Consider the following 14,214-nt stretch of genomic DNA (forward strand, 5'->3'; position numbering starts at 1 on the left):
CGATGCTCCCCCCTTGGATTCAAGATCGTCTAGGCCACGTGACAGCGGGTTATTCTTCCACCCATCTAGCAACAGCCTATGACGACTTAAGTCAGCGCTATCGATCCTCAGCCAACAAGCGTGGGTTCCTTTCCTCGCTCGAAGTTATAGCTTATATAGGGGCACGCTTACCCGCCACATTTGCCTGCATCCAACGCTGTTTAAATGAACTTCCAGGGGGATACTCTCCAACATCCACTAGATATAGGATGTGGTCCAGGAACGGCTACCTTGGCCTGTATGGATCATTTTGATACCCTCAACCATTTCTTAATTGAAGAAAATGCGGATATGGTCAGAATCGGTCAACAGCTCATACCCTCAGGACAATGGCAGCATCATAATATCCTGACATTACCAGCTTTTCCGAAGGCTGATTTAGTTCTATTCTCATATGTTTTAAATGAAATCCCTGCTACTCACCAACGTGAGATGGTGGCTAAACTGTGGGCTGCCACGAAGGATTATCTTTTAATGATTACCCCTGGAACGCCCCATAGTTTTATGCAATTAAAGCAAGTGCGCCAATATCTGATTGAAGAGGGCGCCCACATTGTTGCACCATGTCCCCATGCCTTTTCATGCCCTATGAATGATCCAGATTGGTGCCATTTCACCCAGCGATTGAGTCGGTCAAGTCACCATAAAAATTTGAAAGAGGCTGAAATCGGCTATGAAGATGAGAAATTTAGCTATTTATTTGTCAGCAAACAGCCACAGCCCAACTCCTATAATCGCGTTATAAAGCAACGCCAGCATCGATCGGAACATGGAACTATTGATTTTTGTAAGCCTGAAGGCACCTTGGAGCGCCATTCTTATAGCAAGAGTAAATCAGTGGATTTTCAGCAGTTAAAAAAATTGGCCTGGGGCGATCGTTATTAGGGTGCACCGTTTTTTATATATTTTCACCATTTCCCTTTAAAGAAGAAAAATTTAACCTATTCCTCCACATATTTTGATGTTGCCCAATTGTTAATAGTTTGAAAATCTCTTAATAATTAGTGAAAAATTAATTTGATTGAGAGATACTAAAAGTATACTTGTCATTTATTAGAGGGTGGGGCATGAGAAAATTCCTTTATTTAAGCGCCCTTTTAAGCTGTTTAAGTTCCGCCGCTGAGATTCAAGGGCACTCGAAAGAGCAAATCTTAATAGAAATGGTCCATAATTCAATTCATGCAGCTTTAGAGCAATACCATAAGGATGATTGGCATGAAATTCGTGACCTTGCTTCGCGTTTTTGGCGTGATCCCAGCTCTCCCCTAGAACAAGAAGTTAATATAAGAGTTAACAAATTTCATAACTTCCTTTTGAGGACCTTCAACTATGATAAAAAAGCCAGCCTAACAATTCTTAAGCATTATTTTGACTATCAATTAGATTGTCTGCAACTTGACTATGAAAATGCGCCCAAATCAAGGTTCCAGGTTTGGAGTAACATCCCCCCTCAATATCATGCCACTTTGGCTTTTGAAATTGTCGCAAGCAATATGGGAATAAAAATTGGAACGGATTACCATGGACATTATGCTCTAGCCTCTGAACAAGCACGTATTATCGATGATCAGCAACAGAAGCTAAAAGATGAATTATCCAAAGCATTCCTTCCACCTCCACCACCACCACCTTCACCATCCTTATCGCCGCTACCAAAATTAAAACATACGCAGAAACACACCAAAGATGGTATGCCATTAATTAAATTGAATGGACCATTAGGTGAATCAAAAAGTGTACCAAAAATAACAAAAATAGGAAGCTCCGCCTTGTCGCGAGATATTTTAACAGAGATTAAGAAAAAACCTATAAAACTAAAACCCGCTGCCGACAGAATGCTTAGGGATAAACCAATAAGTGAAGAAAATGATTTTACGGCTTTATTAAAGCGTCGCTTAGAGAAAATACGTTACTCAATACAGGATAGGGAAGAGGAGACAGAGGAGGAAAAAGGATAATTCCCCCCTCTTTATCGATTCTTAGAATTCGTATTTAAAGCCAAGGCTAACCGCAGGATAGCTTGAGAACCATTTCTTATCATTTAACAGTTCTTCAGCCTCTCTTTTAGCAACTACATGAGCTTGAGAGGACATTCTCGCGGGCCCCGTCATCTGAACTTTAGCCCTAACTTTTCCCATGAAATAGACCCCCGCATCCATGGTAAAGGTCCAATTGCTGCCGCCAATTTTTCTGATATCTATCCCTGTTCCCACATAATATTTAAGAGGATTCTTAAAACGATACTTTGCAGAAACAATACCTGTTGCGGCGCGCTCTGGTTGGGGATGATTACTAAAATCGCGGTTAAGTCTTATTCTCGTTCCATTATAGCCTAATCCACCACTCACTCGCCACCATGTTGTATAAAAATACCAATCTGCATAAGCATTGACGGTGATGGGACGAAACCGAACATTATGATATTTAACACCGTCATAACTGAGTGTTTTTTTGAAATGCTCCCACCACGTCCCCTGTAGACGTACCCCCAAAGTTTCGTTAAATTGATAACCAACTTCGGCGGCAAGGCCGAGTGTGCTAATTCGGGCACCAGCATTCCAGTTTCCAGCCTCGGCTGCTGTGCATAGAAGGACCGCGGCCAGGGAAAAAGCTAATTTATTTTTCATTAATCGTAACCTTTAAATAAAACTCTCAATTTTTTATAAGACATTTTAAAAAATTTAGCTATAAAAACAGCGCTCATGAGTATAAAAAAACCCGGGAATTACCCCGGGCTTTTTCAAGAACAAATCAGATCTAAGATTAGAAGCTGATTTTTGTACCCATAATAAATACTGTACCGTTGTTCTTAGAATTTGCCAATGTATCAGCATTTGCTTTAGCATTAAAGGCATTGCTGAAGTTTTGAGCCAAACTACGAGCGGCTTCATTTGACTTGGTGCTGACATAGTCGACTTCACCAAAGAACTTTAGACCAGCAACCGGAACCACATCACCTGTTAAGCTCCAAACATTTGTCTTGGCTTTTCTAACAGCATCTGTTTTTCTTTCCATGTGTTGGTAAGAAGCAGCAACCTTATAGGCACCAAATGTATAACCGGCGCCAACGTTCCAAGCTTCACCGGAATCACCTTTGTGCAGATTACCTGTGTTTACCGTGCTGCTACCACTAGTAATTGTTGCTTGATTACGGAAATTGCGAGAATGGCCGCTATCTAACCAACCACCACCAACTTGAACAAGATGACCATTTGCCATACGGTAACCAATGATCGCACCCAATTGGTAGGCCGAAGTGTTACGCAGTTTTAGCTTTGAATTACCAGCAAGTGCTGTATTGTATTTTACGATCTGTGAGTTCGTCGCTGCTAGGTAAGAACGATCTGTTACGTAAGCACCGTTAAGATTGATACCCCAATTGCCAACATCTTTTTTGAAGGACAAACCGAAGGCCCAGCTGTTAACGCCATAAACGTCCATGTGGGATGGTAGGTGCGGCAAGAAGTTACGAACGCCCGGAACGTTACCATTGCTTTGAATGGAATTGTTGTCCAATTTTGCATCACCTAAATGAGATGTTTGAGGGGCATAAGCAACACCGAAGCGGAAGTTCCACAGTTCTGGCGTATAGTAAGCAAACTTTGTGGCATAACCGGTATCACCGATAACATCGTTTCCACGAAGGGAAAAGGCAGAAATATTGAAGACGTTCTTATAACCGCCATCAAATGCACCAGCACCACCAATAATGGCACCTGCATCTTCGACCATTGTGTCTTCTGGGCCTACAACGTTACCAAATTGGAATGTACCAGCCTTTGTGTTGAATTCTACATAATTCTGAGCAACAAGGGGATTTGCATTGGAAAATGCTTGGAAATTGATTTTGTATTTGTATTCTATACCAGATGCTGTCCGACCTGCTACCAAGAAGAACAAGTCAGAAATATCATTAGAAAAATGATGCCCACGTGCTTTACCATTATTTTTAACTTTTTGGCTAACAGCATATGCATTCATAATTGTGTTGCCACTGATTTGTAGTGTCGGTGCAACAGCTTCAGCCATAGCTGAGGTGCTGAGAGCAGCAACAGCAACGGTGCTAAGAACTAGCTTCTTCATTAAGATACCCTCCGAATTAACAATTATTGGAACCCTTACCCGGGTCAACTGATACCATATTCTTATAAAAATATCTCTGGAATCAAATATTAACACCAAAATTTTACACATATTCTATGTAATGTTGTTTTAAAATCACACTCAATAAATTATTAACTTTTAATTAAGAAAAAAAATAATAACTTACTATTAATCAATCATTTTTTCAGGGATTTAAGGGCACTGGTGCGAACAGCAAGATTGGGATCAGCTAAGCCACGTTTAATTTTCATCTCTGTAATTAACGTATCGATAAATAGATCTTGGCTTACCGAATTTGACAGAGATCGCTGATGCGTATTTAAAAGAATGCGCATCATATACATAAAATTATTTTTAACCTCTGCCGAATCTAAGGCCATGGTATGCACCGGAACAAATGGCTTTTTAACGTCGGGTTTTGGATCGGATTTAAAGGAAGAGGGTTTGGTTGAGCCAAATAATTCAATTTGTTCAAATGATTTTTCTGGCTTTTTTACCATAATATTTCACAAAAAAAGTGGTGCCCGCTGCCAGACTCGAACTGGCACGCCCAGAAGGCGACAGATTTTAAGTCTGTTGTGTCTACCGATTCCACCAAGCAGGCTCAATTCTTACAATAAACAAACTAAAAAAAAATCGCAAGTTTTTCTTGCTGATTTAGGGGATTATTTACTAAAAAAATGTTATAACAAAAATATCCTTGGTTTGAATTAAGGTTTGGGCATTGACAAATAACTTTGATAAAATATCAATTCAAAAATGTATTCTCTTTCATCATTTGGTTAAAGAGGGTTCCCCGGCAATTGTGGGAAGAAAATTAAAATTACCAGCTTTTAAAATCCATAATGATCTAAATTCTATTGAAAAATCTTTGGGTATGCCTTTGCTTTTGAGAAATCAAAACCGTTTTATCCTCACAGAAATGGGACAAAGTTTTGCAGAATTTTGTCGGGTCATCGTGGAGAATATAGGACTGATTGAGCCCACCTCTGATTTACCAAAAGAATTAACTATCGCGACCACACACGGTTTGGCTGAAACTGAATTGCCTGATATCCTGATGGAATTCTACAAAATTTTTCCTGATATCCAGCTTAATATAGTATCAGGTTTAGAATACTTTAATTTTACTGACCCCAGCGTAGATGTGATTATAGGACCTCACCTAACCAACCGCAGCGATCTAAGTCAGATTCACCTGACGACAGATCCCGTTCTTTTATACGCTGCCCCTAGCTACTTAGAGAAGTATGGTACCCCTAACAGTGTATATGATTTAAGAGATCATCGGCTCTTAGCCTTAACTGATGCTAAATTATCCCCCAAAGAAGTCTTTGATACGATTGATCCTTTCGTGACATCTAACAATTTGAAAAGCCTATATAAAATGACGCTAGCAGGAGTGGGAATTTGTGCGTTACCTAAAAGTCGCTTGCAATTATCCGATATTTTAAATAGAAAAATAGTAAACGTGTTGGATAATCACGTGAGTGCCGAGGTAAAAGGAAGTTTTATACACAGGCGTTTTTCCTCAAAAAAAATCTTAACAGACAAATTGTGTGAAATTTCTAAACAATATTTTAAGGAGAAGAAACAATGATTAAGCGTAGCCAAAAAAATCAGGTTATCATAACGCTGTATTACAGCCCTCTTTTTGCTTAAGTTTTTAGCGATAGGGAGATTAAAAATCTCCCCATTTTTATGTTAATATTAAGCGATCATCGTCCAATTTATTAGAAAATAACCCCATAACATCGTCGATGGTCATTTTCTCTCTTTCCTTTCCTGAGACATCATAGATAACTTTTCCTTCATGCAGCATAATCGTTCGATTTCCATAGTGCAGCGCTTGATGCAAACTATGAGTTACCATTAACGCTGTTAGGTTCTTTTCGGTGATAACCTGTTGTGTTAGGTCCATCACAAAAGCCGCTGTCTTAGGATCAAGGGCCGAGGTATGCTCATCCAGTAATAGAATCTTTAAGGGACTCATGGTTGCCATTAACAGGCTAATGGCCTGACGCTGTCCACCGGATAGGAGCGACATGGCCGTATCTAAACGATATTCCAAACCAAGATTAAGATGACCTAATATATCCTTATAGGAGCCTTTATTTTTAGAATTTAAAGCACGACCAATCCCTCTTCTAAATCCCCGGCGATCAGCTAAGGCTAAATTTTCAGCAATTGTCAACTCGCCACACGTTCCAGCCAGCGGATCTTGAAAGACACGAGCTACCATATGAGCCCGGCGTTGGGCTGGCAATGTCGTGACATTTTCGTCATCTATTAAAATAGAGCCAGCATCAGGAATATATTCTCCTGATATTGTATTCAGTAAAGTGGATTTGCCCGCACCATTGCTACCGATGACGGTGATAAAGTCTCCTTCATTGATTTGCAAAGACAAATCAACCAGAGCTTTTTTTTCTCGAACTGTATTCGGGGCAAATGTAAGGTGAATATTGTTGAGGGTAATCATGATTTGATTCCTTTGATAACGTTAGAAAGAATGATAGCTGTCGCCAAGATTGCCGCTCTAATTAAATTTAAATCGGTTGGCTCTAAACCAATTCCATCGATATTTAAAGCAAATGTAAGAATAAATCTGTCCGCCAGAGCTCCCAGGACGCAGGCAAAAATTTGAAATATTAATCGCCGAGAAGGGAAAAATGCTTCCCCCAAAATGACACCCGACAAACCAGAAACAATCGTGCCAATCCCAATATTGATGTCTCCAAAAGCACTTTCTTGGGCAAATAAGGAGCCTCCCAAAGCAACCAATCCGTTTGATACAGCTAACCCAACTTGAATCATACGTCGGTCGGCAATGCCATTGGCACGTGCCATTTGCGCATTATTACCTGTGGCACGAAGGGCTAATCCATACTGGCTTGACAAAAAGTAGTAGCACAAAAAGACAATCCCACCGACCAAAATGAATAAGGCTGCCCCTAACGCAAATGAATCGACAAAAGGTCGAAGCAAAGTCTTCAGCTGGCTAATAAGGGTTTGTTTATCCACAATACTTAAATTTGGTCGTCCTTGCATCACCCGAATATTGATGGAATAAAGGGCTGTCATGGTGATGATGCCTGCAATGAGATCTGTAATCTTAAAGCGAGTGAAGAGAGTCGCTGTGATCAAACCTGCTACAGACCCCGCAGCAAAAGCGACCAATGTGGCGACCAGCGGATTAATCCCGACGGAAATTAAAGAGGCTGTAACAGCGGCACCAAGTGGAAAGCTGCCATCCACAGTTAAATCTGGAAATTTCAAAACACGAAAAGATAAAAAGACACCTAAGGCAACTAAGCTATAGATCAACCCAAGTTCGACGGCCCCTGTAAATTGTAAAATATTCATGATTGATCCTTATTGCTGAGGACTGACTCGATGGTCAAGCCTAAAAAATTAACTTTTTCTTTATTGATATATAAGTCGACGGAATCCGGATATTCAATGGAAAGGGTTTGTAAATCGGCCTCTTCATTGATTATTTTTTGGACCATTTTGGCTGTTTGCACCCCTATTTGGTATTGATCAGGCCCTAAAACAGCCAAAGCGCCAGTTTTAATTAAGTCCGCATCGCTGGCAAAGACAGGCAGGCGGGTTGCATCGGCAACCCCGACAATGGATGGAAAAGCAGCTAACGCTGTATTGTCATTATTGATGAAGATGGCATCCACCTTACCGGCTAGTTTCTTAGCGGCCACTAGGACATCGGCGGTTTTTAAGGCAACAGCACACTCTAAGGTAAGTCCTTTATGCTGACAAGCTTGGCGGGTTAACACCAATAATTTTTCTGAATTTGCCTCACCGGGATTATAAATAATACCGAGTTTTTTTAAAGAAGGAAGAAGGTGTTGAATAGATTTTATTTGTTGATCGACATCGACAAAATTGGAAATTCCTGTTGCCTTCCCCTTAAGGCCTGCAGATTCTGGATCTGTTACCGAAGCAAAAATCACCGGAATATTTGTTTCTTGGCAAGCCTTAACAGCGGCTTGAGCAGGGGTCGTTCCGAGTGCCACAATCACATCAACCTTTTGACCGACAAAAGCTTGGGCCACCTGAATGGCGGTTGTCATATTTCCCTGGGCAGAGCGCCATGTTACTTTAAGATCGGGCTGTGTTTTTTGAAAGGTGTCAATTAATCCCAGCCGCGTTGCATCAAGCGCCGGGTGCTCAATGACTTGAATAATGCCAATTGTTTTGGCCAGTAAGGGACAACTATAAAAGGTTAAAAGGACAATGGTTTTAATAAAATTTGAAAACATAATAGATCTCTTTGGAATTTGAATTTTCGTCTAACAGGGCTCTGACATGAGGAACAATGATGATGACAATGCATATTAATCTCCTATAATTGTCGCATTTTTCTTTAAAGAATGAGGAATTTCAATCTTCAGCTTATGAGCCACCTTCTGATTAAGGGTGACATGGACCGCCGTCGCCTGGACCACGGGTATAAAGGAGGGATTCTCCCCTTTAAGGACGCGGGCTGCCAATTTGCCTGTTTCTAGTCCAATTTCGTATTGGCCCATGGCAGCACTGGCTAAACAACCTCGGCTAATAGATTCGGGATCTGCTGCATAAACCGGTAAATCATCAAGGGTTTTTAAAACCATATCGAGGCCCGAAATAATTGTATTATCATTCGGGATGTATACGGCATCAACTTTGCCCTTTATTTTTTTACTAACAGTTCCCAGATCCACAATCGATAAACAGGGGAAAAGCTTAATTTCTAATCCTTTAGCGATGGCTTGCGACTTAAATAAATCCGTAAGGGCAACAGAGTTAGATTCCCCAGGATTGTATAAAATTCCGATTTTCTTGACTGAAGGTTGCAAGGTTTGAATCAGCTCTATTTGATCAGAAATGGGGGATAAATCACTAACACCGGTTATGGTGTTACCCGTTTTAGTCTGAGCATCGACGAGTTTAGCGGCAACAGGGTCGGACACCGCCGCAAAAACAACCGGGATCTTTTCAGAAGAGGCCACTTGATAAACAGTTTGGGCCGACGGTGTGGTAATTGGAATAATAACAGCGGGCTTTAATCCACCATATTTTTTAGCAATTTGAACGGCTGTAGAAATACTTCCTTGGGCATTATCTGACTGATAGTCAGCCTCAATGCCCGACTCTTTCAAACCGTCCTTAATGCCTTTTTCAACAGCATCCAATGAAGGGTGAGGCGCAATTTTGGTAATAGCGACAAGCGGTTTTGCTTGAATTGAACAGAATGAGCTTAGAACGAGGGTATGAAGAACAACAATAATTTTAAACATTTAGGCACCTACAATCAAAACATGGACATAGAAAAACGATATCATCAACAGCTGTGATGATGCCGCCATCGCCATGAGTGAGAGTAGTTAAGTCCTAACATTACATTACTTTCTCGGTTGTGTGGATAAAGCCCACTTATTGTTAGGATATAGTCATATACCCCAGATTTGTCAAATTTTTTTATCGATCCGTGTTATTCATAACTAAAATTGATTGGGGAACGCCCTTTTGTAAGGATGGCAAGTCCTTAACAAAGCGATCAATATCATGAATTAAGCGGGCCACCAATTTTTCATTATCTTTTAATAAATTGTGGTGCCCTTCTTGATAAAGAATTTGGCGGCATTTAGGGATAATAGCACAAAGTTCACGTTGGGCATCCGGATCCACAAGGTGGTCATTTGGAACAGTGACCATTAAAACCGGGATCAAAATTCTAGAACTGAAATCATAATCTTTAATCAAGTCGCACGAATCAAAGGCAGCCGCTAACCATGAAAAACTGGGTCCCCCTGTGGCTAAATCTTGATGGGAATTTAGAAAGACACAATCAGATAAATACTTTTCCCGATCCCCATATTTTTCAGGATCAAAATGAGATATACACGTATCCAAATTAAATTGATCATAGCCAAAAACATAACTTTCTGACCCGCCGAGAGTACTGGCTAGGTTGGCGATAGATCGAGCGACAAAATAAGGATAGTTTTGGGTGTTTACATCCACCATCGGGGATAATGCGATCAATCCATCCACAGAATTAGGGTGATTATAGATATAACGCAAAGCAATATTACCGCCCATAGAATTACCAACTATAATAATAGGGCGAGCAAATTCCCTTTGCTGAGCAAAATAAGTTTCTAAATCCTTTACGTAATCATCAAAACTTTTAATGTGGAGAAGAGTACTTTTTTTGGTAATCCGTTCTGATCCCCCTTGACCGCGCCAATCGAGAGTAAAAACATCAAATCCCAGTGCATTCATTCGTGACGCAAAATCAGTGTATCCCTCAATAAATCCGCCCATCCCTTGAAGAAAAAATAAGGTGCCTCGCTTTTTGCCAGTGGCTTCCCATTGGGCTGTCCGAATCTTAAGCTGATCATAACTTTTGAAAAGTCCATAAATTGGCTCAGCATTGAGAGAGGGGCAAAATATTACCAATAAAATTAATAATTTTTTGAGCAAAACCTTAACCATTTTTTATTGGGTCTGAGTTTAATGTAGGAATATATTTAGAATAGATTTAGTTTTAGTAAAAAATCAACTACTCTAGGAATAATCTGATGAATCTGAATCTTAAGAATGAGACCAACAGTTGGGGAATCGTAGCACGCCTGTTCCATTGGAGCATTGCCTTCCTCATTCTTGGTCTTTTATATGTCGGCTTAATCATGGTCGATATGGTTAATTCACCCGAAAAATTTGAATTGTATGGATACCATAAATCCTTGGGGGTCATTATTTTGGCTTTAATTATTTTGCGATTAATTTGGCGTTGGATAAACACGACACCCACCGTTCCGACGCCGGGTCTTGCGTCTCGATTGAGTGCACCCGTTCTCTATATCCTCATGCTGATGATGCCTGTATCAGGTATTATCATGTCTCAAGGTGGCGGCCACCCCATTTCACTTTTTGGCTGGTTCACTTTACCCACTCTTATTGAGAAGAATCCATCCCTTGGAAAATTAGCATGGCAAATTCACGGCTACACTGGAAAGATTTTGATTGGGATGATTTGTCTTCATTTTATAGCCGCGCTCTATCATCAATGGATTTTAAAAAATAACCTGTTGCGTCGCATGATCAAAGGACATTAAGCATGGTATTTTGGCAATCAAAAACAGAAGATACGCCTGATAATATCAAGCAAAACTGGATCTTGGAAGGGTTCAAAGAATGCTTAGATGGGTTTTGCATTATTCAAAATGACAAGTTCTATATTTCTGATCGTCTTATTGAGATGCTAGGATATAATCATGATGATGAAAATCTGTTATCGGAAGAATGGTGGGATAATATTATTCATCCAGATGACCGCTCCAGAACGCTAGCCTATGTGGATGACAGACGCCAAGGAAAAAACCAAAAAAAGCAAATAGAATATCGATTACGACACCGCGCCGGTCATTATGTTAGCTTGCTTGTTACCACTCATACTCATCCAGGCTCTAATGGTCTTAATTCCTATATGGCGACTGTCGTTAATATTAACTCCTATCGGGTTTTACAAGACCAATTAGAACGAACCATCGAAGAAGCCGAAAAAACATCTCAAACAAAATCAAAGTTTATCGCGTCTCTTAATCATGAGTTAAGAACACCGCTCAGTGGTATTATGGGAATGGCGAACGTGTTATCGGCCACAGATCTCGATGAAAATCAACGATCTTATGTCCACACAATATTGTCATCAACTCAGATGCTATTGACCTTAGTCAATGATATTTTGGATGTTTCTAAAATTGCATCCGGTAAATTAGAATTAGAACGGGTAGATTTTGATCTTTACAGCGTCATGGCCAATATAAAAAATATTTTAACGCCGTTGGCCGCTGCGAAAGATATCAGCCTTTTCTATACTCTCGACGAAAGTGTGCCTCAGTATTTAGTGGGCGATCAGGTACGTTTGCAACAAATATTGATCAATCTCATTAACAACGCCATTAAATTTACCAATATCGGTGAAATTAATATAACTGTCAAACGCCATCAACTTGATCCAGAAAAAGTTTCTTTATTATTTAGGATTACAGACACAGGAATCGGAATTTCTCCTGACATTATCCCGAGCTTATTCCAGGATTTTACTCAGGCCAGCCCCTCAACAGTAAGAACCCATGGCGGGACGGGCTTAGGACTTTCTATTTGTAAAAAACTTGTCACCTTAATGGGCGGCGATATCGGTGTTCAAAGCACGATTGGAAAAGGCAGTACTTTCTGGTTCACCATACCATTTCCAATTGCTGATACGCCCCAACCATCTGAGACGCCCTCCTCTCTTGAGGCGATTCCCGAGCTTAAAATTCTGGTGGCCGAAGACAATACCATTAATCAACAGGTGATTGAGGGGATCCTCAAAAATCTTGGTCAAAAGGTTAGCATTGCTAAGAATGGAAAAGAAGCCTTAACGATGGTGAAAACTGAGACTTTTGATTTGATATTTATGGACATTAATATGCCAGAAGTGGATGGTTTTACCGCAACAAAATCACTCCGCAGTACACCTGTTGGACAAAATATCCCTATTATTGCTTTTACAGCTGATACCATCACAACGTCCCTTGAGGAGTTCAGAGAAGCTGGTTTCAATGACGTTGCTACCAAACCTGTGAATAAGCAAGCCATCATTCAATTGATTCGCCAATATGCGCCCTCTGCAACAGACGCTCAAAATTTCAAAAAAGAAATGAATATTATTGATCATGGTTTCATTTACAGTCTCCTCAATGAAATCGGGCGGGAGACCATGATTAGGCTTCTCAATACATATAAAACGGATGCAGATGATTTAATTACCAAACTGGAAGCAGAAGAAGACGTCGAAGAATCTCATAAAAGTGCCCATACATTAACAGGAATGTCTGAAAACCTTGGCATCAGAGAAGTTGCTAACACAGCGCGCGCGATTACAATGATCACAAAAACAGGCAACACCCGCCCCCAGGATCTTATCGTGGAGTTGCGACAAAAATTCACAGTTTCAATTTCAAATATTAACTCTATTCTAGAAAAAATATAGATTTCTCGCAAACAGTTGTCGAACAAATAAATCTATGATAGTATTATGAAAATGTGAAAATAAAGTGTTGCTATACAGCGCAATTATAAGAAGAAAGGTCAGTTAATGACTTACGTTGTTACAGATTCTTGCGTGCGATGCAAATTCATGGATTGTGTTGAAGTTTGTCCCGTCGATTGTTTTTACGAGGGTGAAAACATGCTGGTCATTAATCCTGATGAATGTATCGATTGCGGGGTGTGTGAGCCAGAATGTCCGGCAGAAGCAATTCAACCAGACACCATGGATAGTATGGAAAAATGGGTCGAAATCAATCGCCAATACGCAGGGGTTTGGCCAAATATCAATCGCAAAGGAACTGAACCTTCTGATGCTCGCGATTGGCTCGAAGTAAAAAATAAATTTGAGCTTCATTTCTCAAAAAATCCTGGAACAGGAAATTAAATAAAAGCCCTCTTTTATTTTGCAGCACCGTAAAGAAAGGAAATATGCCATGGAAAAGAAAAACTTTGACGTTAGACAGCATGTTATTTATCCAAGCCACGGATTAGGCCAAGTAGTCGCCTATGAAAATCAAGAAGTCGCCGGTTTTAAGGTTGAATTAATTGTTATTTCCTTTGAAAAAGATAAAATGCTGATGCGCATTCCGCTTGCCAAAGCCAAAGCATCTGGTTTACGTGCCCTCTCAAGTCATGCTGAAATGGACAAAGCCCTTGACACTCTTCGGTGTAAAATCCGCCAAAAAAAAGTTTTATGGAGCCGCCGCGCCCAAGAATACGAAAACAAGATCAATTCCGGAAACCCTATTTTCCTGGCTGAAGTCATTCGTGACCTTTATAAGTCAGATACAAAAAATGACCAATCCTATAGCGAACGTCAAATTTACCAAGCTGCCATCGATCGCTTTGCCCGCGAACTCGCTGCTATCGAAAGCATTGATCAAAACACAGCTCTTGAAAAAGTAGAAGAATTACTTAAAGCTGCTTAATTGGCTCTTATTTTGATAAGAGCGAAGCTTGTCATACGAA

16 protein-coding genes and 1 tRNA gene are annotated in these 14,214 nt (G+C 40.3%); 8 read left to right on the plus strand and 9 right to left on the minus strand.

Annotation, left to right across the window (positions count from 1 at the left end; genetic code table 11):
- Window positions 1–2: 2 nt before the first annotated feature.
- The 3 genes from ID47_RS13045 (at window position 3) to ID47_RS09740 (ending at window position 1,997) form a co-directional block, all read left to right on the plus strand.
- Window positions 3–293 (plus strand): small ribosomal subunit Rsm22 family protein, encoded by a 291-nt coding sequence (locus tag ID47_RS13045; RefSeq protein ID WP_038466034.1) that lies wholly within the window; start codon window positions 3–5, stop codon window positions 291–293.
- Window positions 280–924: a small ribosomal subunit Rsm22 family protein gene (locus tag ID47_RS09735; RefSeq protein ID WP_038466036.1), complete on the plus strand. Its 645-nt coding sequence runs from the start codon at window positions 280–282 to the stop codon at window positions 922–924. The genes ID47_RS13045 and ID47_RS09735 overlap by 14 nt, the downstream gene beginning before the upstream one ends.
- A 182-nt stretch (window positions 925–1,106) precedes the next feature.
- The gene (locus ID47_RS09740) at window positions 1,107–1,997 is read left to right on the plus strand and encodes a hypothetical protein (RefSeq protein ID WP_038466040.1); all 891 of its coding nucleotides are present in this window, start codon (window positions 1,107–1,109) and stop codon (window positions 1,995–1,997) included.
- 21 nt (window positions 1,998–2,018) lie between these two features.
- Here ID47_RS09740 and ID47_RS09745 read toward each other — a convergent pair whose 3' ends face one another.
- From ID47_RS09745 to ID47_RS09760, 4 genes are all read right to left on the minus strand, one after another.
- Window positions 2,019–2,666, minus strand: a complete 648-nt coding sequence (locus ID47_RS09745) for a hypothetical protein (RefSeq protein ID WP_038466043.1) — start codon at window positions 2,664–2,666, stop codon at window positions 2,019–2,021.
- A 136-nt stretch (window positions 2,667–2,802) separates the two neighbouring features.
- Complete coding sequence (locus ID47_RS09750) at window positions 2,803–4,122, minus strand: porin (RefSeq protein ID WP_038466046.1); 1,320 nt, start codon at window positions 4,120–4,122, stop codon at window positions 2,803–2,805.
- 197 nt (window positions 4,123–4,319) lie between these two features.
- On the minus strand, window positions 4,320–4,643 hold the full coding sequence (locus ID47_RS09755; protein WP_038466048.1) for a hypothetical protein: 324 nt from the start codon (window positions 4,641–4,643) through the stop codon (window positions 4,320–4,322).
- Between the two features lie 18 nt (window positions 4,644–4,661).
- Window positions 4,662–4,747 (minus strand) — tRNA-Leu (locus tag ID47_RS09760).
- 120 nt (window positions 4,748–4,867) lie between these two features.
- On the opposite strand from ID47_RS09760, the gene ID47_RS09765 reads away from it, so the two are divergent.
- The gene (locus tag ID47_RS09765; protein ID WP_038466051.1) at window positions 4,868–5,743 is read left to right on the plus strand and encodes a LysR substrate-binding domain-containing protein; all 876 of its coding nucleotides are present in this window, start codon (window positions 4,868–4,870) and stop codon (window positions 5,741–5,743) included.
- Between the two features lie 99 nt (window positions 5,744–5,842).
- On the opposite strand, the gene ID47_RS09770 is transcribed toward ID47_RS09765, so the two are convergent.
- The 5 genes from ID47_RS09770 to ID47_RS09790 all read right to left on the minus strand — a co-directional run bounded on the left by ID47_RS09770 (window position 5,843) and on the right by ID47_RS09790 (window position 10,641).
- Window positions 5,843–6,625: an ABC transporter ATP-binding protein gene (locus ID47_RS09770; protein ID WP_038466054.1), complete on the minus strand. Its 783-nt coding sequence runs from the start codon at window positions 6,623–6,625 to the stop codon at window positions 5,843–5,845.
- Window positions 6,622–7,509, minus strand: a complete 888-nt coding sequence (locus tag ID47_RS09775; protein WP_038466058.1) for an ABC transporter permease — start codon at window positions 7,507–7,509, stop codon at window positions 6,622–6,624. Before ID47_RS09775 ends, ID47_RS09770 begins: the two co-directional genes overlap by 4 nt.
- Window positions 7,506–8,423: an ABC transporter substrate-binding protein gene (locus ID47_RS09780; RefSeq protein WP_051908822.1), complete on the minus strand. Its 918-nt coding sequence runs from the start codon at window positions 8,421–8,423 to the stop codon at window positions 7,506–7,508. Before ID47_RS09780 ends, ID47_RS09775 begins: the two co-directional genes overlap by 4 nt.
- A 75-nt stretch (window positions 8,424–8,498) precedes the next feature.
- Entirely contained in the window at window positions 8,499–9,440 is a 942-nt protein-coding gene (locus ID47_RS09785) for an ABC transporter substrate-binding protein (RefSeq protein ID WP_038466060.1), read from the minus strand.
- A 181-nt stretch (window positions 9,441–9,621) separates the two neighbouring features.
- Complete coding sequence (locus ID47_RS09790; protein ID WP_038466063.1) at window positions 9,622–10,641, minus strand: alpha/beta fold hydrolase; 1,020 nt, start codon at window positions 10,639–10,641, stop codon at window positions 9,622–9,624.
- Window positions 10,642–10,727: 86 nt separating this feature from the next.
- Here ID47_RS09790 and ID47_RS09795 point away from each other — a divergent pair, with 86 nt between their 5' ends.
- From ID47_RS09795 to ID47_RS09810, 4 genes are all read left to right on the plus strand, one after another.
- Window positions 10,728–11,264, plus strand: a complete 537-nt coding sequence (locus ID47_RS09795; protein WP_051908823.1) for a cytochrome b — start codon at window positions 10,728–10,730, stop codon at window positions 11,262–11,264.
- Window positions 11,265–11,266: 2 nt separating this feature from the next.
- Complete coding sequence (locus ID47_RS12065; RefSeq protein ID WP_051908824.1) at window positions 11,267–13,186, plus strand: ATP-binding protein; 1,920 nt, start codon at window positions 11,267–11,269, stop codon at window positions 13,184–13,186.
- Window positions 13,187–13,291: 105 nt separating this feature from the next.
- Entirely contained in the window at window positions 13,292–13,630 is a 339-nt protein-coding gene (gene fdxA / locus ID47_RS09805; RefSeq protein WP_038466065.1) for a ferredoxin FdxA, read from the plus strand.
- 49 nt (window positions 13,631–13,679) lie between these two features.
- Window positions 13,680–14,174 (plus strand): CarD family transcriptional regulator, encoded by a 495-nt coding sequence (locus ID47_RS09810; RefSeq protein WP_038466067.1) that lies wholly within the window; start codon window positions 13,680–13,682, stop codon window positions 14,172–14,174.
- Window positions 14,175–14,214: the final 40 nt, after the last annotated feature.

This window comes from Candidatus Paracaedibacter acanthamoebae (assembly GCF_000742835.1).
Lineage (GTDB): Bacteria > Pseudomonadota > Alphaproteobacteria > Paracaedibacterales > Paracaedibacteraceae > Paracaedibacter > Paracaedibacter acanthamoebae.

Bases quoted from the DNA above. Each gene is read 5' to 3' on its own strand.
- ID47_RS09795 (WP_051908823.1), top strand. From the start codon at position 10,728: ATGAATCTGAATCTTAAGAATGAGACCAACAGTTGGGGAATCGTAGCA.
- ID47_RS09745 (WP_038466043.1), bottom strand. From the start codon at position 2,666: ATGAAAAATAAATTAGCTTTTTCCCTGGCCGCGGTCCTTCTATGCACA.
- ID47_RS09785 (WP_038466060.1), bottom strand. From the start codon at position 9,440: ATGTTTAAAATTATTGTTGTTCTTCATACCCTCGTTCTAAGCTCATTC.
- ID47_RS09740 (WP_038466040.1), top strand. From the start codon at position 1,107: ATGAGAAAATTCCTTTATTTAAGCGCCCTTTTAAGCTGTTTAAGTTCC.
- fdxA (WP_038466065.1), top strand. From the start codon at position 13,292: ATGACTTACGTTGTTACAGATTCTTGCGTGCGATGCAAATTCATGGAT.
- ID47_RS09755 (WP_038466048.1), bottom strand. From the start codon at position 4,643: ATGGTAAAAAAGCCAGAAAAATCATTTGAACAAATTGAATTATTTGGC.
- ID47_RS09775 (WP_038466058.1), bottom strand. From the start codon at position 7,509: ATGAATATTTTACAATTTACAGGGGCCGTCGAACTTGGGTTGATCTAT.
- ID47_RS13045 (WP_038466034.1), top strand. From the start codon at position 3: ATGCTCCCCCCTTGGATTCAAGATCGTCTAGGCCACGTGACAGCGGGT.
- ID47_RS09750 (WP_038466046.1), bottom strand. From the start codon at position 4,122: ATGAAGAAGCTAGTTCTTAGCACCGTTGCTGTTGCTGCTCTCAGCACC.
- ID47_RS09790 (WP_038466063.1), bottom strand. From the start codon at position 10,641: ATGGTTAAGGTTTTGCTCAAAAAATTATTAATTTTATTGGTAATATTT.
- ID47_RS09770 (WP_038466054.1), bottom strand. From the start codon at position 6,625: ATGATTACCCTCAACAATATTCACCTTACATTTGCCCCGAATACAGTT.
- ID47_RS09735 (WP_038466036.1), top strand. From the start codon at position 280: ATGGATCATTTTGATACCCTCAACCATTTCTTAATTGAAGAAAATGCG.
- ID47_RS09780 (WP_051908822.1), bottom strand. From the start codon at position 8,423: ATGTTTTCAAATTTTATTAAAACCATTGTCCTTTTAACCTTTTATAGT.
- ID47_RS09810 (WP_038466067.1), top strand. From the start codon at position 13,680: ATGGAAAAGAAAAACTTTGACGTTAGACAGCATGTTATTTATCCAAGC.
- ID47_RS12065 (WP_051908824.1), top strand. From the start codon at position 11,267: ATGGTATTTTGGCAATCAAAAACAGAAGATACGCCTGATAATATCAAG.